At 63.4% G+C, this 20,620-nt stretch carries 21 protein-coding genes; 4 read left to right on the top strand and 17 right to left on the bottom strand.

Going from position 1 to position 20,620, the window contains the following annotated elements; all coding sequences use genetic code 11:
• Nucleotides 1-199 precede the first annotated feature (199 nt).
• Entirely contained in the window at nucleotides 200-1,174 is a 975-nt protein-coding gene (locus tag ACJ8PN_RS10270; protein WP_351106012.1) for an alpha/beta hydrolase, read from the top strand.
• Nucleotides 1,175-1,176: 2 nt separating this feature from the next.
• Here ACJ8PN_RS10270 and ACJ8PN_RS10265 read toward each other — a convergent pair whose 3' ends face one another.
• The 6 genes from ACJ8PN_RS10265 to ACJ8PN_RS10240 form a co-directional block, all read right to left on the bottom strand.
• Nucleotides 1,177-2,145 (bottom strand): ABC transporter ATP-binding protein, encoded by a 969-nt coding sequence (locus tag ACJ8PN_RS10265; RefSeq protein WP_015378177.1) that lies wholly within the window; start codon nucleotides 2,143-2,145, stop codon nucleotides 1,177-1,179.
• On the bottom strand, nucleotides 2,135-3,121 hold the full coding sequence (locus tag ACJ8PN_RS10260; protein ID WP_322192924.1) for an ABC transporter ATP-binding protein: 987 nt from the start codon (nucleotides 3,119-3,121) through the stop codon (nucleotides 2,135-2,137). Before ACJ8PN_RS10260 ends, ACJ8PN_RS10265 begins: the two co-directional genes overlap by 11 nt.
• A complete protein-coding gene (gene opp4C, locus ACJ8PN_RS10255) occupies nucleotides 3,118-4,068 on the bottom strand; it encodes an oligopeptide ABC transporter permease (protein ID WP_442534880.1) in 951 nt (316 codons plus the stop codon). The genes ACJ8PN_RS10260 and opp4C overlap by 4 nt, the downstream gene beginning before the upstream one ends.
• 4 nt (nucleotides 4,069-4,072) lie before the next feature.
• Nucleotides 4,073-5,029, bottom strand: a complete 957-nt coding sequence (locus tag ACJ8PN_RS10250) for an ABC transporter permease (protein WP_004934604.1) — start codon at nucleotides 5,027-5,029, stop codon at nucleotides 4,073-4,075.
• 48 nt (nucleotides 5,030-5,077) lie between these two features.
• Nucleotides 5,078-6,733 (bottom strand): ABC transporter substrate-binding protein, encoded by a 1,656-nt coding sequence (locus ACJ8PN_RS10245; protein ID WP_442534914.1) that lies wholly within the window; start codon nucleotides 6,731-6,733, stop codon nucleotides 5,078-5,080.
• A 187-nt stretch (nucleotides 6,734-6,920) separates the two neighbouring features.
• Nucleotides 6,921-8,339 (bottom strand): aminotransferase-like domain-containing protein, encoded by a 1,419-nt coding sequence (locus ACJ8PN_RS10240; RefSeq protein WP_004934613.1) that lies wholly within the window; start codon nucleotides 8,337-8,339, stop codon nucleotides 6,921-6,923.
• Between the two features lie 144 nt (nucleotides 8,340-8,483).
• Between ACJ8PN_RS10240 and ACJ8PN_RS10235 the strand changes: the two genes are divergently transcribed.
• Genes ACJ8PN_RS10235 through ACJ8PN_RS10225 form a run of 3 tightly spaced genes read left to right on the top strand, consistent with a single transcriptional unit; the run spans nucleotide 8,484 to nucleotide 11,061 of the window.
• Complete coding sequence (locus tag ACJ8PN_RS10235) at nucleotides 8,484-9,884, top strand: cytochrome ubiquinol oxidase subunit I (protein WP_004934615.1); 1,401 nt, start codon at nucleotides 8,484-8,486, stop codon at nucleotides 9,882-9,884.
• Nucleotides 9,885-9,886: 2 nt separating this feature from the next.
• Nucleotides 9,887-10,894 carry a cytochrome d ubiquinol oxidase subunit II gene (gene cydB / locus ACJ8PN_RS10230; RefSeq protein WP_004934617.1) on the top strand — a complete coding sequence of 336 codons (1,008 nt, stop codon included), beginning with the start codon at nucleotides 9,887-9,889 and terminating at the stop codon, nucleotides 10,892-10,894.
• Nucleotides 10,895-10,908: 14 nt separating this feature from the next.
• Nucleotides 10,909-11,061: a DUF2474 domain-containing protein gene (locus ACJ8PN_RS10225; protein ID WP_004934619.1), complete on the top strand. Its 153-nt coding sequence runs from the start codon at nucleotides 10,909-10,911 to the stop codon at nucleotides 11,059-11,061.
• 9 nt (nucleotides 11,062-11,070) lie between these two features.
• On the opposite strand, the gene ACJ8PN_RS10220 is transcribed toward ACJ8PN_RS10225, so the two are convergent.
• The 11 genes from ACJ8PN_RS10220 to narI form a co-directional block, all read right to left on the bottom strand.
• The gene (locus ACJ8PN_RS10220; protein WP_046896641.1) at nucleotides 11,071-11,337 is read right to left on the bottom strand and encodes a hypothetical protein; all 267 of its coding nucleotides are present in this window, start codon (nucleotides 11,335-11,337) and stop codon (nucleotides 11,071-11,073) included.
• Nucleotides 11,334-11,558: a hypothetical protein gene (locus ACJ8PN_RS10215; RefSeq protein WP_004934623.1), complete on the bottom strand. Its 225-nt coding sequence runs from the start codon at nucleotides 11,556-11,558 to the stop codon at nucleotides 11,334-11,336. Before ACJ8PN_RS10215 ends, ACJ8PN_RS10220 begins: the two co-directional genes overlap by 4 nt.
• Nucleotides 11,559-11,664: 106 nt before the next feature.
• Nucleotides 11,665-12,750 carry an acyl-CoA desaturase gene (locus ACJ8PN_RS10210; RefSeq protein ID WP_442534879.1) on the bottom strand — a complete coding sequence of 362 codons (1,086 nt, stop codon included), beginning with the start codon at nucleotides 12,748-12,750 and terminating at the stop codon, nucleotides 11,665-11,667.
• Entirely contained in the window at nucleotides 12,747-13,829 is a 1,083-nt protein-coding gene (locus tag ACJ8PN_RS10205) for a fatty acid desaturase family protein (protein ID WP_171454211.1), read from the bottom strand. Before ACJ8PN_RS10205 ends, ACJ8PN_RS10210 begins: the two co-directional genes overlap by 4 nt.
• Nucleotides 13,822-14,955, bottom strand: a complete 1,134-nt coding sequence (locus tag ACJ8PN_RS10200) for a sterol desaturase family protein (RefSeq protein WP_171454212.1) — start codon at nucleotides 14,953-14,955, stop codon at nucleotides 13,822-13,824. Before ACJ8PN_RS10200 ends, ACJ8PN_RS10205 begins: the two co-directional genes overlap by 8 nt.
• Complete coding sequence (locus tag ACJ8PN_RS10195) at nucleotides 14,952-15,569, bottom strand: phosphatase PAP2 family protein (RefSeq protein ID WP_171454213.1); 618 nt, start codon at nucleotides 15,567-15,569, stop codon at nucleotides 14,952-14,954. Before ACJ8PN_RS10195 ends, ACJ8PN_RS10200 begins: the two co-directional genes overlap by 4 nt.
• Nucleotides 15,566-16,852 carry a F390 synthetase-related protein gene (locus ACJ8PN_RS10190; RefSeq protein ID WP_171454214.1) on the bottom strand — a complete coding sequence of 429 codons (1,287 nt, stop codon included), beginning with the start codon at nucleotides 16,850-16,852 and terminating at the stop codon, nucleotides 15,566-15,568. The genes ACJ8PN_RS10195 and ACJ8PN_RS10190 overlap by 4 nt, the downstream gene beginning before the upstream one ends.
• The gene (locus tag ACJ8PN_RS10185) at nucleotides 16,849-17,655 is read right to left on the bottom strand and encodes an MBL fold metallo-hydrolase (RefSeq protein WP_171454215.1); all 807 of its coding nucleotides are present in this window, start codon (nucleotides 17,653-17,655) and stop codon (nucleotides 16,849-16,851) included. Before ACJ8PN_RS10185 ends, ACJ8PN_RS10190 begins: the two co-directional genes overlap by 4 nt.
• Nucleotides 17,648-18,664: an NAD-dependent epimerase/dehydratase family protein gene (locus ACJ8PN_RS10180; protein WP_442534878.1), complete on the bottom strand. Its 1,017-nt coding sequence runs from the start codon at nucleotides 18,662-18,664 to the stop codon at nucleotides 17,648-17,650. Before ACJ8PN_RS10180 ends, ACJ8PN_RS10185 begins: the two co-directional genes overlap by 8 nt.
• Nucleotides 18,661-19,668, bottom strand: coding sequence for a 3-oxoacyl-[acyl-carrier-protein] synthase III C-terminal domain-containing protein (locus ACJ8PN_RS10175; protein ID WP_171454217.1), 1,008 nt, complete (start codon nucleotides 19,666-19,668; stop codon nucleotides 18,661-18,663). The genes ACJ8PN_RS10180 and ACJ8PN_RS10175 overlap by 4 nt, the downstream gene beginning before the upstream one ends.
• Nucleotides 19,669-19,941: 273 nt before the next feature.
• Nucleotides 19,942-20,619: a respiratory nitrate reductase subunit gamma gene (gene narI, locus ACJ8PN_RS10170; RefSeq protein ID WP_004934642.1), complete on the bottom strand. Its 678-nt coding sequence runs from the start codon at nucleotides 20,617-20,619 to the stop codon at nucleotides 19,942-19,944.
• Between the last annotated feature and the right edge of the window lies 1 nt (nucleotide 20,620).

The raw sequence follows: 20,620 nt of genomic DNA, 5'->3' as shown, positions 1-20,620 counted from the left end.
TTTGCTCGCTATCACACTTTTTGCCCCCATCGGGTGCAGCGGCGCGCCAGCATGGTGCAACGCGGCAGCGACGCAGAGGCGCCACCCGCCATACTCGCGAAAAAGGAGCCGCGCTGACCGCGGTTCGTGCGTGCTTTGTACGCCAGCGACTACACTGTGATCCTGACCGCCCCTTCTCTTCTGCGCACAAGGAGCCACCATGCCCAAGAAAACCGTCGATCTCAGCCAGCCGCACGCCCAACACGACATCCGCGCGTTTCTCGACGCGCTGAATGCCGGTGGCGGTAAACCCATGGAGCAGATGAAGCCCAAAGAAGCGCGCAGGGTTTTGGAGGGCGTGCAACGCAGCGTCGAGGTGCCGCTGCGCGAGGTGGAAATCAGCGAGAAAACCATCCACGTTGAGGGCCAGGATATTCTGCTGCAGTTGGTGCGGCCGGCCAGGGTCAAGGAGGCGTTGCCGGTATTCATGTTCTTTCACGGCGGCGGCTGGGTGCTGGGCGATTTTCCCACTCATGAACGGCTGGTGCGCGATCTGGTTTACAGCTCCGGCGCGGCGGCGGTATTCGTCAACTACCCGCGCTCCCCGGAAGCGCATTACCCTCAGGCGATCAATCTGGCCTACGCCGCCACGGAATGGGTGGCCGAGTACGGCGAAAAAATCAATGTCGATGGGTCACGGCTGGCGGTGGTCGGCAACAGCGTCGGCGGCAATATGGCAGCGGTGGTCAGCCTGATGGCCAAAGAGAAAGGCATACCGGCGCTGCGTTGCCAGATCCTGCTGTGGCCCGTCACGCACGCCCACTTTGATACCGATTCCTATCATCAGTTCGCCGAAGGCCATTTCCTGACCCGCAACATGATGAAGTGGTTTTGGGACAGCTATGCGCCCGATAAGGCGCAGCGCAAAGAGATCTACGCCTCGCCGCTCAACGCCACGCCGGAACAGCTGCGGGGCTTGCCGCCGGCGCTGGTGCAAATCGCCGAGCTGGACGTGTTGCGCGATGAGGGGGAAGCTTACGCGCGTCTGCTTGACGCCGCCGGCGTCGAGGTCACCGCCACCCGCTACAACGGCCTGATCCACGATTACGGCCTGTTGAATCCGCTCGCCCACGTCCCGGCGGTGCATTCGGCGATCCACCAGGCCGGGCGCGCGTTGAAGCACTACCTGTCCTGACGCTAGCCAACCACGTGGCAAGCCACCTGATGGCCGGGCGCCACGCTGCGCAGATGCGGCGCCTGTTCACGGCATTGCGCCGTGGCCAGCGGACAGCGGGGATGGAAACGGCAGCCGCGCGGCGGGTTGGCGGGATTGGGCGCTTCGCCCCCGGCCACCCACGCCGGCGAACGGTGCGCATCCAGCGTCGGCACCGCTGCCAACAAGGCCTGCGTGTAGGGATGCAGCGGTTGGCGAAACAGCGAATCGCGGTCGGCGCTCTCGACGATCTGCCCCAGATACATCACCGCCACGTCCTGGCACAGATGCTCCACCACGCCGAGATCGTGCGAAATAAACAGTAGCGTCACCCCCTGCCTTTCCTGTAAATCGGAAAACAGATTGATGATCTGCGCCTGAATCGACACGTCGAGCGCCGATATCGGTTCATCGGCGACGATAAATTCCGGTTGCAGGATCAGCGCGCGCGCGATACCGACGCGCTGCCGCTGGCCGCCGGAAAACTCATGTGGAAACCGCCCGTAATGCTGCGGCGACAGCCCGCAGATCGCCAGGGTATCGAGCACCCGTTCGCGCAGTTCCGCCTTGCTTGCCAGGCCATGCTGCAACAGCGCTTCGCCGATGGCGTCGCCCACGCGCAGACGCGGATTCAGCGAGCTGTACGGATCCTGAAACACCAGCTGCATTTTCGGCCGCAGAGCGCGCAGCGCGTCTTTGCTGAGGCTATCCAGCGCCTGCCCTTTGAACATCACCTCACCGGCGGTTTTATCGTGCAGGCCGAGCAGCGTGCGGCCGACGGTGGTTTTGCCGCTGCCGGACTCGCCCACCAGCCCGAAAACGCGGCCCTTGCGAATGCTGAAGCTGACGTCGTCCACCGCCTTCAGTTGGCCGGTGGTTCGCCCGAACAGCCCGTCGCGCAGCGGGAAATATTTCTTTAATCCTTTCACTTCCACCAGGGGTTCAGTCGACATGCAGGCGCCCTCCGGCGTTGAGGAAGCAGGCGGATTGGCGCTGCTGAGTCCCGTACAACGGCGGGATGCCGTCGCGGCAGCGCGCGGTGGCCTGCGCGCAGCGCTCGGCAAACGCACAGTGTTCAGGCAGCCGCGCCAGATCCGGCACCTGGCCGGGAATGGAGTACAAACGGCGACGCCGCTGCCCCGGCACCGGCCGCGAGGCGATCAGCCCCTGAGTATAAGGGTGCCGCGGTTCGGCCAGCACTTCCCGCGTCGTTCCCTGCTCGACGACGCGCCCGGCGTACATCACCGCCAGCCGATCCGCCATTTGTGCGATCACCCCAAGATCGTGGGTGATCAAGATCATCGCCATATTGTGTCGCCGGCTCTGCTCGCGCAGCAACGCCAGGATTTGCGCCTGTACCGTGACGTCGAGCGCCGTGGTCGGTTCATCGGCGATCAGCAGCGCCGGCCGGCACCCTATTGCCATGGCGATCATCACGCGCTGCAGCATGCCGCCGGAAAGCTGGTGCGGGTAGCAGCGCATCAGCGCCTCCGCGCGCGCCAACCCCACTTCCTCCAGCAGTTGCACCGCCTGACGCCAGGCCGCTTTCGGCGACAGGGCCAGATGACGAATCAGCGGCTCCAGCAGCTGTTCGCCGAGCGTCAGCACCGGATTGAGCGCGCTCATCGGCTCCTGAAAGATCATCGCCAGCCGGTTGCCGCGCAAATCGGCCATCTGCGCCGCCCGCAGCGACAGCAGGTTTTGCCCTTCAAAACGAATCTCACCACCGTCTACCTGCGCCAGCGGCCGCGGCAACAGCCCCATCAGCGCCATGGCGGTCACGCTTTTGCCGCAGCCCGATTCGCCGACGATCCCCAGCGTTTGCCCGGCCTGCAGTTCCAGGCTGACCTGCTGCACCGCCCGCACCGGCCCCTGCTCGCCCTGAAACGACACCGACAGTCGGTCGAACGCCACCAGCGGTTGACTCATCGTGTTACTCCGTTCATTTTCGGATCGAGCGCGTCCCGCAGGCCGTCGCCCAGGATATTGATCGCCACCACGGTGACGAAGATCGCCAACCCGGGCGGCATCCACAGCCAGGGCCGGCGCTGAAAGTCGATCAGGCTGTTGGCGGCGTCCATCATGTTGCCCCACGACGGCGTCGGCGGCACCACGCCCAGCCCGAGGTAACTCAACGCCGATTCGCTGAGAATGGCGTTGGCCACCGCCATGGTGGCCACCACCACCAGAATCGGTACGGTGTTGGGCAGCAGATGGCCGAAGAGGCGTCGCCGAGTGGAGAGACCCAGCACCTCGGTGGCCAGCATGAAATCCCGCTCGCGCAGCGACAGGATCTGGCCGCGCACCAGCCGCGCCAATGACGGCCAGCCCAGCAGGCTCAGCATGATCATCACCATGTAGATGCGGTAGTCCGACGACACGTCGAGTTCGGTCAGCATCGCGCCCATGATGATCAACAGCGGCAGGCCGGGAATGGTCATCAGCAGATCGGCGAAGCGCATGATCAGCCGGTCCGCCACGCCGCCCAGATAACCGGAAAGCGCCCCCAGCACGTAGCCCAGCGTCACCGACAGCAACATCGACACCAGGCCGATGGTCAGCGATATCCGCCCCGCCAGCAGCAGCCGGGTGCAGATATCGCGGCCGAGAAAGTCGGTGCCCAACCAGTGCGCGCCGCTCGGCGCCTGATTGATATTCAGCACATCGCCGGCATCGTCGCGCCACGGCGACAACGACGGCCCAATCAGGCATAGCAACGCCAACAACACCAGCAACGCCAGCGAAATCATCGCCGGCCGGTGGCGGCGCAGCCGCCGCCAGGCCTGCGCCGCGGGCGGTGGCGACAGTTGCGCCAGCGCCGGCAGTTGCGCCTGGCGCCAGCGGCGACGGCGGCCGAAAAACAACGTAGCCAACATCGTGTTACCTCAAGCGAATGCGTGGATCGGCGTAGGCGTACAGAATATCCGCCAGCAGATTGCCGAGAATGGTCAAGGCGGCCAGAAACAGCGTGAACCCCATCAATACCGGGTAATCACGCGCCGCCAGCGAATCGATATGGATGTGTCCGGCGCCCGGCCAGTTGAAGATTTTTTCGGTGATCAGCGCGCCGGAGAACAATCCCGGCAGCTCGAACCCCAGCAGGGTGATGATCGGCAATAGCGCATTGCGCAGCGCGTGTTTGAGGATCACCGTTTTCTCCCTGAGCCCTTTGGCGCGCGCGGTGCGAATATAGTCCATGCGGATCACCTCCAGCATGCTGGCGCGGAAATAGCGCGTCAGGCTGCCGGCCTGCAGCATCACCAGCGCCAGCACCGGCAACAGCAGGTGCGCCGCCACCTCCAGCGCCCAGGCCAGCCCGCTCGCCTCGCTGCCGGTGCGCAGCATGCCGCCCGCCGGCAGCCAGTGCAGATCGACGGCGAACCATTTGATCAGCAACAGGCACAGGAAGAACGTCGGAAACGACATGGCGGCGAACACCGCCACGGTGATCAGATGATCGAACAGCGAATAGGGTTTCATCGCCGAGATCACTCCCACCGCCAGCGCGATGCCCCAATACAACACCATCGCCACCGCCGCCAGCAGGAACGAGTTCCAGATGTATTGGTTCAGCAGCGTGCTGACCGGGATCTGGTACTGCAGTGAAAAGCCGAGGTCGCCCTGCAGCAGCCGGCCAAGCCAGTGCAGATAGCGGCTGAACAACGGCTGATCCAGCCCGTACAGCGCCCGCAGCTCGGCGGCGCGTTGCGCGGTCAGATTGATGTTGCCGTCGATAAAATCGCCGGGCGCCAGGGCGAAAATGCAAAAAATCAGCAAGGAAGCCAACAGCAACATCGGGATCGTCTGCAGCAGACGGCGCAGGATAAAATTTCTCATCGCGGGTTCCATCGCCACCGCCCGGAATGGCGCGGCGGCGTCAGGGCGTTACGGCGCCGGTTTGACGTTCGGCAGACTGCCGACCAATCCGTTGTAGATATCCGGTTTAAAGCCGGTGACGCGCGCGCTGCTGGCGCTCAAAATCTCGCGGTTACCGAGCAGGATCACCGGCGGATCGTCGGACAGCGCCTGATACAGCTGGTGGTACAGCGGCTTGCGCTGCGCGATATCCAGCGTGGCGTTGGCCCTGGCGATCAGCGCATCCACCTGCGGGTTGTGGTAGCCGGTCTCGCTCTCGCGGCTGATGAAATCGCGCACGCCGTCGTGCGGATCGTTCAGCGTGCTGGTGCTGAGGGACGCCAGGTCGTAATTGCCCGCCTTGCGCTGCGCCAGCAGCGCGTTGAAATCCAATACCTGCGGTTTCAGCACCACACCGAGCCGGCGGTAGTTATCCTTGGCGATCGGCACCAGCGCGTCGTTGATCAGCTTTTTGGTCACCAGCAGCGTCAGCTCCAGCTTTTTACCGTCTTTCTGCCGGATGCCGTCCGCACCCAACTGCCAACCGGCCTCGTCCAACAGCTTTTTGGCCTTATCGAGATCGTAAGCGTAAGGATTGATGCCGTTCGCGTCATAGGCCCAGGAGATCGGCGAAATCGGCTGGTTGGCGACCTTGCCGTAACCCTGATACACCACGGCGATCAGCTTTTGCCGATCCAGGCCGTAAATCAACGCCTGGCGCACCCGCTTGTCCTGCAGCGCCGGGCGCTTGAGGTTGAAGTCGATGCGGCTGTAATCGCTTGAGCTGTAAAGGTTGATATTGGCGAAGCCGAGCAGCTTGAGCTGTTCGATATCGTCCGGCTTGGCGGTAAAGGCGTCGTAGTCGGTCTCACCGGTCTGGAACAGTTGGAAGTTGGTGGCCGGGTTGGTGACGCGGTAGATAAAGCGCGCCATCGGCGGCGTACCGAGGTAGAAGTTCGGGTTGGCGTGGAAGCGGATCTCCTGCCCCGGCACGTACTTGTCGTAAATATAGGGGCCGTTGCCGAGCGGTTTGCCGTTCAAGGCGCGCACGCCGTCGAGCTTGCCCCGCTGATAGTCTTTGCCGTAGTAAGCCCGCGACAGCACCGGGCCGCCGATCAGTTGCAGCGTGGTGGCGCCCGGTTGCGTGGTGACGATCTGAATGGTGCGATCGTCGATCACCTTCAGGCCGCTGATGCCGGCGGCGGTGCCGTTTTTATACTCGGCGCCGCCCTGAATGTGCGCCGGCGTGATGTCAGTGTCGCCGTCATAGGCCGGATCGTGCAATAGCGTCAGGGTAAAGGCGATATCGTCGGCCTTCAGCGGCGAGCCGTCGCTGTAGACCAGATTCGGCCGCAGCTTGATGGTGTAGGTCAGATTATCGGGGCTGACCTGCCAGGACTCCGCCAGACGCCCTTCCGGCTTGCCCTGGCTGTCCAGGCCGATCAGGCGGCTGAAGATCACGTCGGTGACGTTCTCGTCCCAGCCGTTGGTGAACAGATACGGGTTGAAAATCCCCTGCGGTTCCGAGATGCCCGCCACCACGGTGTCTTTGCGCAGCTTGGCGGCAGCCGGCACCCGGCTGGCGTCGCTGGCCGGCGTGATGCCTTCGGCCAGCGTTTCCGCCTGCGCGCCGGCGCTCAATCCCAGCGCGCAGATCAACGCCAGCGGCGTCAACCGATAACGCAACAGTTTGTTTAGCTTGTTTTTTATTCTACTCACCCACTGCCCCTCGTCTACCCGTTGATAAAAATGTGACAAAATTTATCGCAGAGTAATGGGCGGCTGGAGGGCTGTCTAACAACGAAACCGGCATTCCATTGCCGAAAAAAGCATTATGAATTTTTCTGGGGCGAAGCGGCGTGAAAAACGCGGCTCAACCGGCCGCCGCCAGCCCCCGGATAAGTTTGGCTAAGGTTTTGATCGCCTCTTCAAAGCGGTCATTCCATTCAAAAGAGGCGTTGAGACGGAAGCAGTGGTTGAAATGGTCGCCGGTGGTGAACATGCGCCCCGGCGCGATGCTGATACCCCGGGAAAGGGCCCGCCGGTACAGCTCCATCGACGACAGCGCCGGATCCAGCTCCAGCCACAGGAAGTAACCGCCGTCGGGCTGACTGACTTTCACAGTCGGCGGGAAATGGTGGGCAATCGCCTGACGCATCGCGCTTTGGCGCTGGGCCAGCAGGCGGCGCAACCGCCGCAGGTGGGTGTCGTAGCCGCCGTGCAGCAGATAATCCGCCAGCGCCATCTGGGTCGGCACGCTGGTAGAAACGGTGCTCATCAGCTGCAAACGCTGGATCTGCTGCGCATAACGCCCCGCCGCCACCCAGCCGACGCGAAAGCCCGGCGCCAGGCATTTGGAAAACGACGAGCAGTGCAGGATCTGGCCGCCGCTGTCGAGCGCCTTGGCCGGCAGCGGCCGTTCGGCGCTGAAGTACAGCTCACCGTAGACATCGTCTTCGATCAGCGAGATCTGCCGCTCGCGCAGCAGCGCCACCAGACGCTGTTTGTTGGCCTCCGGCAGGGTGGCGCCCTGCGGGTTCTGGAAATGGGTCATCAGCCAGCAGGCTTTGATCGGATACTGCTCCACCGCCTGCTGCAGCGCGTCCAGATCGATGCCGTCCTGCGGATGGGTGGCGATCGCCACTGCCTTCAGCCGCAGTCGTTCCAGCGCCTGCAGCGCGCCGTAAAACGCCGGCGACTCGATCGCCACATAGTCGCCCGGTTGGGTCACCGCCTGCAGGCTGAGGCTGAGCGACTCCATCGCCCCGGCGGTGATAACGATTTCGTCCGGCGCAACCTGCATGCCGCTCAGCGCATAACGTTGGGCAATGTGCCGCCGCAGCGCGTCGTTGCCCGGCGGCAGGTTGGCCAGCGAACTGTGCGGCGTGAACTTGCGCGCTACGCTGCTCAGCGCCCGCGCCAGCTTCGGCTGGGCGAACAGCGTAGCGTCGGGAAAGGCCGAACCGAAAGGCACGATGTCCGGATCCTTGCAGGCCTGCAGCACGTCAAAAATAAAGGCGTTGATGTCCACCTGCTCGCTCAGCAACAGTTTTTCGCCGCGCGAAGGCTGAGGCAGCGGCTGCGGACGCGCCGCCACGTAGTAACCCGACTGCGGCCGGGCGACGATCCACCCCTGGCTCTCCAGCAGTTGGTAAGACTGCACCACCGTCATCAGGCTTAATCCGGCGCGTTTGCCGCTCTCGCGCAGCGAAGGCAGCTTGTCGCCCGCCCGCCACACCCGGTTCTGGATCTGTTCTCTAATCTGCTGCGCAAGCTGTTCGTATCGGGTCATAGCTCTTAACTGTTATATGAAAAAGTAAAATAACTGTCACTATTATAGTCAATGTACTTCGTGATTAACTTCACGCCAAGCTTTTCACATAAAAATGACAGCTATACTCAAGAGGTTAATTTATGTTCAACCCTAGGAGGCGCCATGCTGGGTCTTGATGCACTGGAACTCGCCAGAATACAGTTCGCCTTCACCGTGTCTTTCCATATCATCTTCCCCGCCATCACCATCGGCTTAGCCAGCTATCTGGCGGTGCTGGAGGGATTATGGTTGAAAACGCACAATGAAGCCTATCGTGAGCTTTACCATTTCTGGTCAAAGATTTTCGCCGTTAACTTCGGCATGGGCGTGGTGTCCGGGTTGGTGATGGCCTACCAGTTCGGCACCAACTGGAGCTTCTTCTCCGAGTTCGCCGGCAGTATTACCGGGCCGCTGCTGACTTATGAAGTGCTGACCGCCTTCTTCCTCGAAGCCGGTTTCCTCGGCGTGATGCTGTTCGGCTGGAACCGCGTCGGCCCAGGGCTGCACTTCTTCGCCACCTGCATGGTGGCGCTCGGCACGCTGATCTCCACCTTCTGGATCCTGGCCTCCAACAGCTGGATGCAGACCCCGCAGGGGCATGAAATCATCAACGGCCAGGTGGTGCCGGTCGACTGGCTGAAGGTGATCTTCAACCCGTCCTTCCCGTATCGCCTGCTGCACATGTCCACCGCCGCCTTCCTCTCCTCGGCGTTCTTCGTCGGCGCGTCGGCCGCCTGGCACCTGCTGCGCGGCCGCGATACGCCGGCGATGCGCAAGATGCTGTCGATGGCGATGTGGATGGCGCTGATCGTCGCGCCGGTGCAGGCGCTGATCGGCGATGCGCACGGCCTGAATACGCTGAAACACCAGCCGGCGAAGATCGCCGCCATCGAAGGCCACTGGGAAAACCCGCCGGGCGAAGCCACGCCGCTGATCCTGGTCGGTTGGCCGGACATGCAGCGTGAAGAGACCCGCTTCAAGCTGGAGGTGCCCTATCTCGGCAGCCTGATCCTGACGCACAGCCTGACCGAGCAGGTGCCGGCGCTCAAATCCTTCCCGCCGGAAGATCGCCCCAACTCCACGGTGGTGTTCTGGTCGTTCCGCATCATGGTCGGGCTGGGCATGCTGATGATCCTGGCCGGGGTGTGGAGCCTGTGGCTGCGCTGGCGCGGCGGGCTCTATCAGTCGCGCCCGTTCCTGTACTTCATTCTGTGGATGGGCCCATCCGGACTGCTGGCGCTGCTGGCGGGCTGGTTCACCACCGAGATCGGCCGCCAGCCGTGGGTGGTGTATGGCCTGCTGCGCACCAAGGATGCGGTCTCTGCACACGGCGATCTGCACATGAGCATCAGCCTGCTGGCGTTTATCATCGTCTATTGCTCGGTATTCGGCGTGGGCTACTCCTACATGATGCGCCTGATCCGCAAAGGGCCGCAGCCGCATGAGCACCAAGAAGACAATACCGAGGGCCGCCCGGCGCGTCCGCTGTCCGCGGTCAACGACACTCTGGACGACAGGAGCTGAACATGGGTATCGATCTTCCGCTGATTTGGTTTGTGATCATCGTGTTCAGCACCATGATGTATGTGGTGATGGACGGTTTCGATTTGGGCATCGGCATCCTGTTTCCGTGGGTGAAAGAGAGCGGCGATCGCGATCTGATGATGAACACCGTCGCCCCGGTGTGGGACGGCAATGAGACCTGGCTGGTGCTGGGCGGCGCGGCGCTGTTCGGCGCCTTCCCGCTGGCCTACTCAGTGATCCTCGACGCGCTGGCGATCCCGCTGACGCTGATGCTGATCGGGCTGATTTTCCGCGGCGTGGCCTTCGAGTTTCGCTTCAAGGCGACGCCGCAGAAGCGCCATATCTGGGACAAAGCGTTCATCTGGGGCTCTCTCTTCGCCACCTTCAGCCAGGGTGTGGTGGTGGGCGCCGTGATCAACGGTTTCCCGGTCGAAGGCCGCACCTACGCCGGCGGCGCGCTGGACTGGCTGACGCCGTTCGCGCTGTTCTGCGGGCTGGGGCTGGTGGTAACCTACGCCCTGCTCGGTTGCACCTGGTTGGTGATGAAAACCGCCGGCGATCTGCAGGCGCGCATGTATTACCTGGCGACGCCGCTGCTGGCGATCCTGTTGCTGGTGCTGGCCGCAGTCAGTATCTGGACGCCGATCGCGCATCCGGAAATCGCCGCCCGCTGGTTTACGCTGCCGAACCTGTTCTGGCTGCTGCCCGTGCCGCTGCTGGTGCTGCTCAGCGCCTGGGGCATTCAGCGCGGGGTGAAACGCGGCGCGCACTACTCGCCGTTCATGCTGACGCTGTTGCTGGTGTTCCTCGGCCTGAGCGGGCTTGGCATCAGCATCTGGCCGCACCTGATCCCGCCGGCCATCAGCCTGTGGGACGCCGCCGCGCCGCCGCAGAGCCTCGGCTTTATGCTGGTGGGCGCGCTGTTCATCATCCCGATCATCCTGGTCTACACCTTCTGGAGCTACTACGTGTTCCGCGGCAAGATCAGCCATGAGCACGGCTATCACTGAGGAGGGAGGACGCTATGCAAGATAAAACGGCAGCCGCCGCTCCGGCGCCCTGGTGGAAACGCATCGGTTGGCTGGTGATCATCTGGAGCGCCAGCGTGCTGGGGCTGTTCGTGGTCGCCTCGCTGTTCCGCCTGCTGATGACCGCGGCGGGCATGAAGTCGCATTAACGCGGCGCCTTATCTGGACGCGCTGTTGGGAAAGTAAAAAGAGACCACCAGCGTGACCAGCGGCAAGGCGCCGATCTTCACCAGCTCGAACACTTGACCGAGCGCTTCGTTTTTGTCCCAATACGCGTGGGCGGCGAATACGCCCACGCTGACCGCAAATATCCCGCACAGTACCTGGCGCGCCAGGCGCAGCCGCTCCATTTCGTCGAAGACCAGCGAAGGATCCAAATACAACCTTTCAGCATCAAGCTGCGGGCGCTCATTTTGCGGCTTCATGGAAAAATCCCCACCACCACGGCGACTGCCTCCAGCCCCTCGTCGCTTTCACGCACGATACCGAGGCGGGAACCATCCTGTTTCATCCACTCACGGTCGGCAATCGTCATTAAAGCAAACGCCAGGCGTATGACGTCGGTTTTGGCCATTCCATGACGCCGGGCAATATCGTTCAAACTGTCGTCGATTTCATTGGATAACCGAATCGGTAAACTCCGCATACTCCACCTCCTGTGGCCGTTGATTCACCGGGGGAAAGTCTACTGGAAGGGTAAATATCGTTCAATTAGTGAACTGCGTAACGCCTCGCATAACCCGCATGCAACGCTAGTGCGGCTTGCGCCCCATCGCGCTGAGGAAACGCTGCTGCAGGCGCAACAGCTCCTCCAACTCCAGCAGGCGGTAGTCGATGCCGAAACGCGGCGCCACCTCGCCGATAATGCGGCTCAGCGCCGGGTAATGGCGGTGGCTCCAGTGCGGGAACAGATGATGCGTCAAATGCAGGTTCGCCCCGCCGAGCCAGTACCCCAGCCAGCGCGGCCGGGTCAGCCAGTCGAAGGTAGTGGCGAACACATGATGATACCAGCCGTGCGGCATTGCGCCTTGTTCTGGCGCCTGGTAGAAGTTGGCCTTGGCCCAGTGGGTGCCAATGATCAACATCACAAACAGCAGTGAAGAAAGCATCTGGCTCAGCAAATAGACCAGCAGGATTTGCCCGATGCCGATAGCCGGCGGCAGCAGCCAGCACGGGATCGCCAGCGCCTGCAGCAGGTGCGCCGCCTTCCCCGCCAGAAACCCGATCCAGCCACGTACGCCCTGCTGCGCCATGCGCGCTGCCACGCGGGTACGGCCCGCCCTGTCCAGCCAATCGAACAGCCAGATGTAGTACGGAAAAGTCAGCGCCGCCACCAGCGGCCAATAGTAACGCTGCGCGCGCATAAAGGGCCGCCAGCGCTGGAACGGCGTTTGCCGCAGCACGCCGTTGGCGTCGATGTCGGGATCGTAATGTTCGATGTTGTTATGGGCATGATGGAACAGCACGTGGCGCACGCGCCAGCAGTCGGGATCCAGCCCCAGCGGCACGCTCACCAGGGCGTTCAGCCAGCGGTTGGCCCAGGGCCGACGGAAAAATGCGTTGTGCGAGGCATCGTGCACCACGTTCACCGTCAGGAACATGCCGATAAAGATAAAGCCGAAATAACAGGCGAAAAACGCCCAGCCGTTCTGCTGCTGCAGGCTCAACCCGTAACACAGGCCGCACAGCGCCAGCAGCAGCGCCACCTTTGCCAACATGCCGCCGTCGGCGAAGCGGTGATCGCCGTGGGCCGCCAGATAGTGCTGGGCGGCCTGCATCAGCGCGCGGTGCAACCCGCTGTCGTCGCGCCGATAGGCTAACGGACGCAGCGGTTTCACGGCTGCCCCATAAGGCGCAAGAAGCGCTGTTGCTGTGCCAGCAATTCGCGATAGCCGATGCAGCGATACGCCATGCCGTGCCGCTGCGCCACCTCCGCCACCGCAGCGGCCAGCGCAGGGTAATGGCGATGATTCCAGCCGGGGAACAGGTGATGCGTCAGGTGATAGTTCAGCCCGCCGGTCAGGTGCTCCAGCCAGCGCGGCTCGGGCTGCCAGTCGCAGGCGGTGGCAAAATTGTGCCGGTACCAGCCGTGCGGCATGGTCTCGCCCGTCGGCGCCGGATAAAACTCGGCCTGCGCCCAGTGGGTGCCCAGCAGCAGGAACACCACCAGCAGCGAGGCGCACATCTGACTGAGCGCGTAGGCCAGCAGCACCCACCCCCAGCCGATGCCGTGCAAATGGCACAGGATCAGCGGCATAATCAGCACCAGCGCCAGATGGGCCAGCTTGCACAGCACGAACAGCGCCCAACCGCCGCGCCCGGCCAGCACGTGTTTTTCCCGCAGCGGCGTTTTATCGAGCCGATCGGACCAATCGAAAATCCAGGCGATGTAAGGCAAGGAGAGCGCGGCGATCAGCGGCCAGTACAGATGCTGATAACGCATATGCGGTCGCCAGCGCTGGAACGGCGTCTGGCGGAAAAAGCCGTTCTCTTCGGTGTCCAGATCGTAGTGTTCGACGTTGGCGTAAACGTGGTGGTAATCCACGTGGCGCGTGCGCCAATAGTCCGGATCGACGCCCAGCGGCAGTGTCACCAACCGCCCCACCAGGCGATTGGCCCAGGGCGCGCGCAGGAAGGCGTTATGCGAAGCATCGTGATTGACGTTGACGTTGAGCAGCATGCCCATGGCCACGAACAGGAAATAGCAGAGGAAAAACGCCCAGGGCTGATGCTGCAGCAGGCTCAGCGCGTAAAACCCGGCGCACAGCGCCAGCAACAGCGCAGCCTTGGCCAATCGCGCGGCATCGGCATAGCGATGATCGCCCGCCAGGCAGGCGTGCGCCGCGCGCTTAAGATCGCGGTGGAAGGCCTGTTCGCCATCGGCGGGAAAACGCAGCGGCGGCAATATTTCAGCCATGCGGTTCCTCCACGGCGGCCGGTGCGGCCCTCCGTCCCCAGCCCAGCGCGACGCACAGGGCATGCAACGCCACGGCGGCCATGGCGATATGCCAATAGCGCTGCGGCCAGCCGAGATAGCCGATAAACAGCAGCGGCATGCCCAGCGCGACCAGCAACCAGACGGCGCTCGCCCAAGGTCGCCCTTCCGTCATGCCGCCCAGCGCCACCGAGCCCAACGCCAGCAGCACCAGCAGCGCCATTTGCGGCCAGCTGATGTCGCCGTAGCCGTAACCGTATTGGTAGACGTAACCGACCACCAGCGAGAACAACAGCATGGCGCCGCTGAATACGCTGAGCGCCGAACGGCGGTCGCGTGGCCGGCCCGGCGCCGGGCGCCATGCCAGGCGCAAATAACGCAGGAACGGCAGATTGCTCGCCCAGAACGGGTTGGCGGAGGGCCTGTCGCCGCTGACGCCGTAGCTGAACGGCGTGGTCGGCAATGCCGGGCAGAAGGTGCCGAACAGCTTGTCCCAGAAGATAAAGCTGCCGCCGAAGTTCTTATTGGAATAGGCCATGTCCTTGACGTGATGCACCCGGTGATGTGCCGGCGTGACCAGGACTTTTTCCAGCACGCCGAGCTTCGGCGTCAGTGCGTTGTGATTAAACAGCTGAATGCTGTAGTGAAAAATCGACACCGCAACGAACACCGGCAGCGGCACCCCCGCCAGCGCCAGCAGCAAAAAGAACGGGATCGACGTCAACGACGAATACCAGGAGTTGCGCACCCCCAGCGACAGATTAAAGTGCTCGCCCTGATGGTGCACCACGTGCACCGCCCACAGCAGGCGGAAACGATGATGCAAACGGTGCAGCCAGTAGAAACCGAAGTCCCACGCCAGCAAAGCGAACAGCCACATCAACAGCGGCGGCCAGGCATCCAGCAGCCCCAGGCTGAAATGCGCAGCCACGTAGCCGTAACAGGTGATCTCCAACCCGCGGAACAGCCACAACATGATATGGCCGGAGTTCAGGTTGAACACCAGATCGTGCCAGTTGACCGGCTCGCGACGCCCCCACTGCAGCGCCACCGCCTCGGCCACCACGATGAACAGCATGAACACTATCGGCAACGCCAGATCGCTCATCCCATTTCTCCTTTAACCACGCGCCGGCGCAGGGTTTTCATGCGCAGGGCCAGCCAGCCGGCGAACAGCGCCAGCAGCGCGCCGCCGGCCAAATCGACAAACAAATGGCGGCGCAGTTGCAGAATCGAGAACGCGATCGCCGCACCCCACAGCATCCACAATGCCGTGCGCACTTTGCGCTCGCCGTCGCTCAGCGCCCACACCGCCAGCACCGTCAGCGCCATATGCAACGAAGGCAGGCAGTTCTGCGGCGAATCCACCTGGGTTAACGCCGCCAGCAGCTGCGCGCTGATCCCGACGCCATCGTTCTGCGGATAGGCCATGGTGGTCGGCCACAGCAGGTAAACCGCCCCGGCGCCCAGCGCGGTGAGCTGCATCGCCCGCGTCAGCCATGTGATCCGCTGCAGCGGCGCCAGCAGATAGCCCGCCGGGACAATGAGGAAGAACGACAGGTAGAGCCAGATGGCCGCCGGGTTGAACGGGATCGCCCGGTCAAGCGCCGACGGCGGCAACAGGGTTCCCGCCCCCTGCAGGCGATCGGTCAGACTATACACCACCCCGACCGTCCCCCAGCCGAGCAACATGTGCCCTAGTCTGAACAGCGTATTTCTCATGCTTCCTCCGCCTGGCGCACGATGCGCCGCCGCTTGCGATCGAACTGCGGCAGCACCGCCTGCGCCGTCAGCCGCCATTCGAGGCGCTCGGTGGCGATGCCCTGGCGAGCGAACAGCGCGATCAGCTGCGCCTGACAGTGCGCCAACGCCGCCGGGCTGCAATCGGCAATCAGTTCCAACCGCCGTTCGCCGCGCTGGATCAGGCGATAATCGCTGCTCAGCGGCAACGCATTGGCGATCGTTCGGCTGCAGGCATCGGCGAACACCGCCTGCGGTTGCCGCTGCGCATCGGGCAGCATCAGTTGATCGTCGCGCCGTCCCTCGATACGGGCGATCGCCCGCGTCGGCTGCCCGCACGGGCAGGGTTCCTTGCGCAGCACCAACACATCATCCAGCCGATAACGCACGATCGGCTGCGTGCTGCGGGTAAAGTCGGTGATCAACGGCGTAAAACGCAGTTCGTCGATCCACTGCGGTTCGATATGCAAAAACTCTTCGTTCAGATGCAGCGTACCGTGCGCGCAGGTCGCTGCAAGAAATCCTTCGGTGGCCTGATACACTTCGCCGACCGCCGGAAATACCTGCAGCAGCAGGCGGCGGTCCTGCTCTTCAAGCACCTCGGCCACCGAGATCGCTTTTTTGATCGGCAACTTCACCTGCCCGGCCAGCACCGCCAGCGCCAGGGCTCGCAGCACCTGCGCCGGGGCCACGATGATGCTGGGCGCCTGCCGTTCCAATGCGGGCAAATGCTCGCTGAACGGTGCCAGCAGATCGTAAAACGCCAGGCTCAGCCAACGGTTGTTTACGCTGTGATAGAGATTATTGTCCGCCCGCAGAAACAGCGCAACGCGCTCGCCGGCCAACAGACCGTCCGGCAGCATCTTCGCCAGCATGCCGCCGGCCCACACCTGCTGTTCGCGCGGGCTGACGACGAACACGCCGCGCTGCCCGGAGGTGCCGGACGACAATCCGACGCTGTAGCGCCCGATCTTCGGCGTGAAATCGCGATCCGCCTCGCTGCGCTGCGCGCAGGCCAGCACCGCATCGCGCTGCAGCCCGGCGGTGTTCATCCGGTCGAACTGCGCCATCATCAACGCCTTGTCCATCTGTGGCCATTCGGCGAACGGCCGGCGGCTGAAGCGTTGAAAATAGGGGCTCTTGCTCAACACCCGACGGGCGAAGCCCGCGAGCTGCCGGGCCTGATGCGCCTCCAGCGCCGCACGATCGCCAAAGCGCAGGCGCCGGGCGCGGAAATAGTGCCAAAGGGTCATGAACGGGATCACAGGTCCCCCTCGTGGCACAGCAAAATGTTGACCTGGCCACCCGCCCACAGCTGGTTGAGCCGCTCCAGCGTGCGGGTGTACGCCACCGCGTCGTCCATCACCAAATTGGCCAGGCGCGAAGGCCCTCGCAGCGTCTGGTAACTCTGCGGCGACCAGGCGGCGTCGCTGGCCAGCAGCGTCCAGCCGGCATCGGTGAGAATAAAGGCGCCGATATGGCCGGCCGCATGCCCCGGCAGCGGCACCAGCACGATCTGCCCTTCGCTGCCCGGCAGCGCATAGCCGCGCTCGAACGGCGCCAGCAGCGCAGGCAACGCCACCGAGGGAAAAGCTTCCATAAACTGCAGGTTGCTCTCGAAATCCGCCGGGATCAGGCCGGGAATAAAGGCGCGCTTCAGCGCCGCGAAACCGCGCAGCCCGCGGGTTTGCTGCCAGCCTTCGCCGGAGCAAATAAAGTCGAGTTGGCTGAAATCCTGCAGCCCGGCGATGTGATCGGCGTGAAAATGCGAGACGATCAGCGCCTGAATATCCCCCTCGCCGTAACCGGCTTCGCGCAGCTGATGCGCCAACGACTCGGCGGGATCGAAATAGACCGGCGTCATCCGGCGATACAGGCTGAACAGCCCCGCCTGCGTATGCTGCTGAAAATAATGCGCGTAGCCGGTATCCCACAGCCAGCGGCGCTCCCCCACCTCCAGCAGATAGGCACGCGCCGGGAATTTGCACACCCGGAACCCGGCGCCGCGCAGCGCCATGCAGCCGATATGCGTGCAATAGCCCACTTCAAAAACGGTAACCTTAGCCATGCTGTATGCCTCCTTGCCGCCGCAGCCACTCGCCGGTCAGACGAATGCCCTCTTCCATCGAGTAACGCGGCTGATAGCCCAGCTCTTCAATCGCACGGGTCTGGCTCAGCGTCATGTCAAAATGTACCGCCGCCACGCTGTAGCGCGTCAGCAGCGGTTCCTTGCCGCTCAGCGTCGCCCACAGCTCCATGCCGCCGGCCAGCGTATGCAGCAACGGATAGGGCACGGCCTGCAGCCGGTAGTGCAGCCCCAGTTCCTGACGCAGCAGCGCATCCAGCATCTCTGCCAGCCGCTGCGGCTGGTGATTGGTAATGTTGTAAACGGCGCCGGACGGCAACCCGCGCTGCCGGCTGGCCAGGTCCATCGCGTGCACCACGTTGGGGGCGAAGGTCAGGTCCAGCAGCGCTTGTCCGCCGCCGGGCAAACGCAATACGCCGCGATCGCGTTCGAGCTGCTGCAACAGCCGCGGCACGATCACCCGATCGTGCGGGCCAAACAGGCCGCGCGGCCGCAGAATAATGTAGGTGGTTTGCGGGTAGGTCTTCGCCTGTGCCAACAGGCGTTGTTCGGCCGCATACTTGCTGGCGGCGTAGTGATTGGCGAAGCGCCGGGCGCGGTAACCTTCGTCAAGATCGTAATGCGGCTGAAAATCGAAGTAGATTGCCGGCGTGGAGATATGCACAAAGCGCCGCACGCCGCAGCGCCCCGCCGCCTCCGCCAGCTTCTCCGTCGCCGCGGCGTTGATGCGGTGAAACTCCGCTTTACCGCCCCAGGGCGAAGACTTGGCCGCGCAGTGCCAGACCCATTCGCAGTCGGTGACGAGCTGCCGACACTGCTGTGGCGTGGCCTGCGCCAGATCGAGCGCGCAAAACTCGGCGCCCAGCTGACGCAGCGTTGCGCCGGCCCGTTCATCGCGGCCGGTGGCGCGCACCTGATGTCCGGCCTCCAGCAGCCACTGCGCCGCGTTGCGCCCCAGCCCGCTGGTCGCCCCGGTGACCAGCACCCTCATGGCAGCAACACCATGCCGGCCAGCGCCAGCCCGGCGGCGGTGCCGATCAGCATCACCGGCTGGCCGGGGTTGAAGCGCCCGGTGGTCACGGCGGCATGCAGCGCCGTCGGGATGGACGCCGCCACCTGGTTGCCGTGGTGGCGGTAGATATCCACCAGCGCCTCGCTGGAGACATGCAGCCGCTTGCGCATATGTTCGAGCGACAGATGACTGGCCTGATGCGGCACCACGGTGGCGATCTGCGCCAGGGTCAGGCCGCTGGCGCTCAGCAGCCGGTCGAGGTAATCCTCAATCAGTGCCGACGCCTGGCGGAACAGCGGCTTGCCCTGCATATGAAACAGGAAGTCTTGCTCGCACATGCCGGCGCGCGGGTTGCGCCGCGTGCCGCCGGCGCGGATTTCGCACAGCTCGCTGCCGGCGGGATAGGTTTCCACCAGGCTGGCGAGGATGCCGCTGGCGCCGTCGCCGCGTTCCACGATGGCGCAGGCGGCGCCGTCGCCGAAGATCAGCGACGACTCTTCGTGCTGCCAGTCGATGCCGCGTGAAGCGAGATCCGCCGAGACGATGGCGATACGCCGATACGTCCCGGCGTTCAGCAGCCCCGCCGCCACCTGCAGCGCAGAGATAAAGCTGACGCAGCTGCTGTTGATGTCGAAGCCCGGCGTGCCCGGCGCCAGCCCCGCCACCTTGAGAATATGCGCGGCGGTGCACGGCAGCGCCTGCACCGAAATCGCCGAGGCGGAGATCAGCAGGTCAATGGAGGCTGCCGGGAGGGCGCGGCGAACCAGCGCGTCTTGCAGCGCGGCGGCGGCGAGTTCGGCCTGGCTGGCATCGTCGGCGGCATGATAGCGGTAAACGATGCCCGAGCGTTTTTCAACGTAGCCGGCCGGTTTCCCCAGGCGAGCATCGAGCGTAGAAGAAGCCACGCGGTTGGGCGGCAACGCGGCCCCGGTGGCAATGATTTTCAGAGGCAGCAGCTCGGGTGAACGAAATTGAGTGGTCATTATTGTTATTGATTAACCTGACTATCCATAAAGCGATTCTCCCGCACGACGCGAAGGCCACGCGGATCATCCCCGGTTTTTATGTCCCAAAATGCCTTTCATCAAGGCGGTATCTCTTGTTATCGGCTACCACGGGCCGACGTCCGTCGGCGCAAGCATAAACGTAACATAACTGAGATAGTGAGTTTACGACAAGGCAGCGAGAATGGGCAGACGGCGGGGGAATTATCGGAATAGCGCCGCCGCTGGCGATCAGCGGCGGCGGAGTCAGGCTCAGCGGCGGTTGCGCACCAGCTGGTAACGGCGGGTCAGGTACTCTACCGGCGCACTCCAGATATGCACCAGGCGGCAGAACGGGAACAGCACGAACAGCGTCATGCCCAGCACCATGTGCAGCTTGAAGATAAGCGCCACCCCTTCGAGATGCGCAGAGGCGCCGGCGTGGAAGGTCACGACCGCCTGCGCCCAGGCCACCAGCTTCATCATTTCGCTGCCGTCCATATGCTGGGCGGAGAACGGAATGGTCAGCAGCCCCAGACACACCTGCACCACCAGCAACGTCAGGATCAGGATGTCGGCGAAGCTGCTGGTGGCGCGCACCCGCGGGTTGGTCAACCGGCGCTTCAGCAACAGCGCGCCGCCGATCAACGTCATCAGGCCGCAGGCGCCGCCGGCGATCATCGCCAGCTTTTGCTTCACGTCGATCGGCAGAAAGGCCTCATACATCCAGTGCGGCGTCAGCATGCCGAGGAAATGGCCCGCGAAGATGCCGATAATGCCGATGTGGAACAGGTTGGACGCCAGCCGCATGCCTTTTTTATCCAGCATCTGGCTGGAGCCGGCGCGCCAGCTGTATTGCCCGTAGTCGTAGCGCAGCCAGCTGCCGATCAGGAACACCGCGCCGGCCAGATAAGGGTAGATGTCGAAAAAGAACTGATTCAAAAATTGCATG

The organism is Serratia sp. CY76391 (genome assembly GCF_052166695.1).
Classification (GTDB): domain Bacteria; phylum Pseudomonadota; class Gammaproteobacteria; order Enterobacterales; family Enterobacteriaceae; genus Serratia; species Serratia nematodiphila.
Note: the sequence above shows the minus strand (reverse complement) of the source record. Positions and strands in the feature narration are given on the sequence as shown.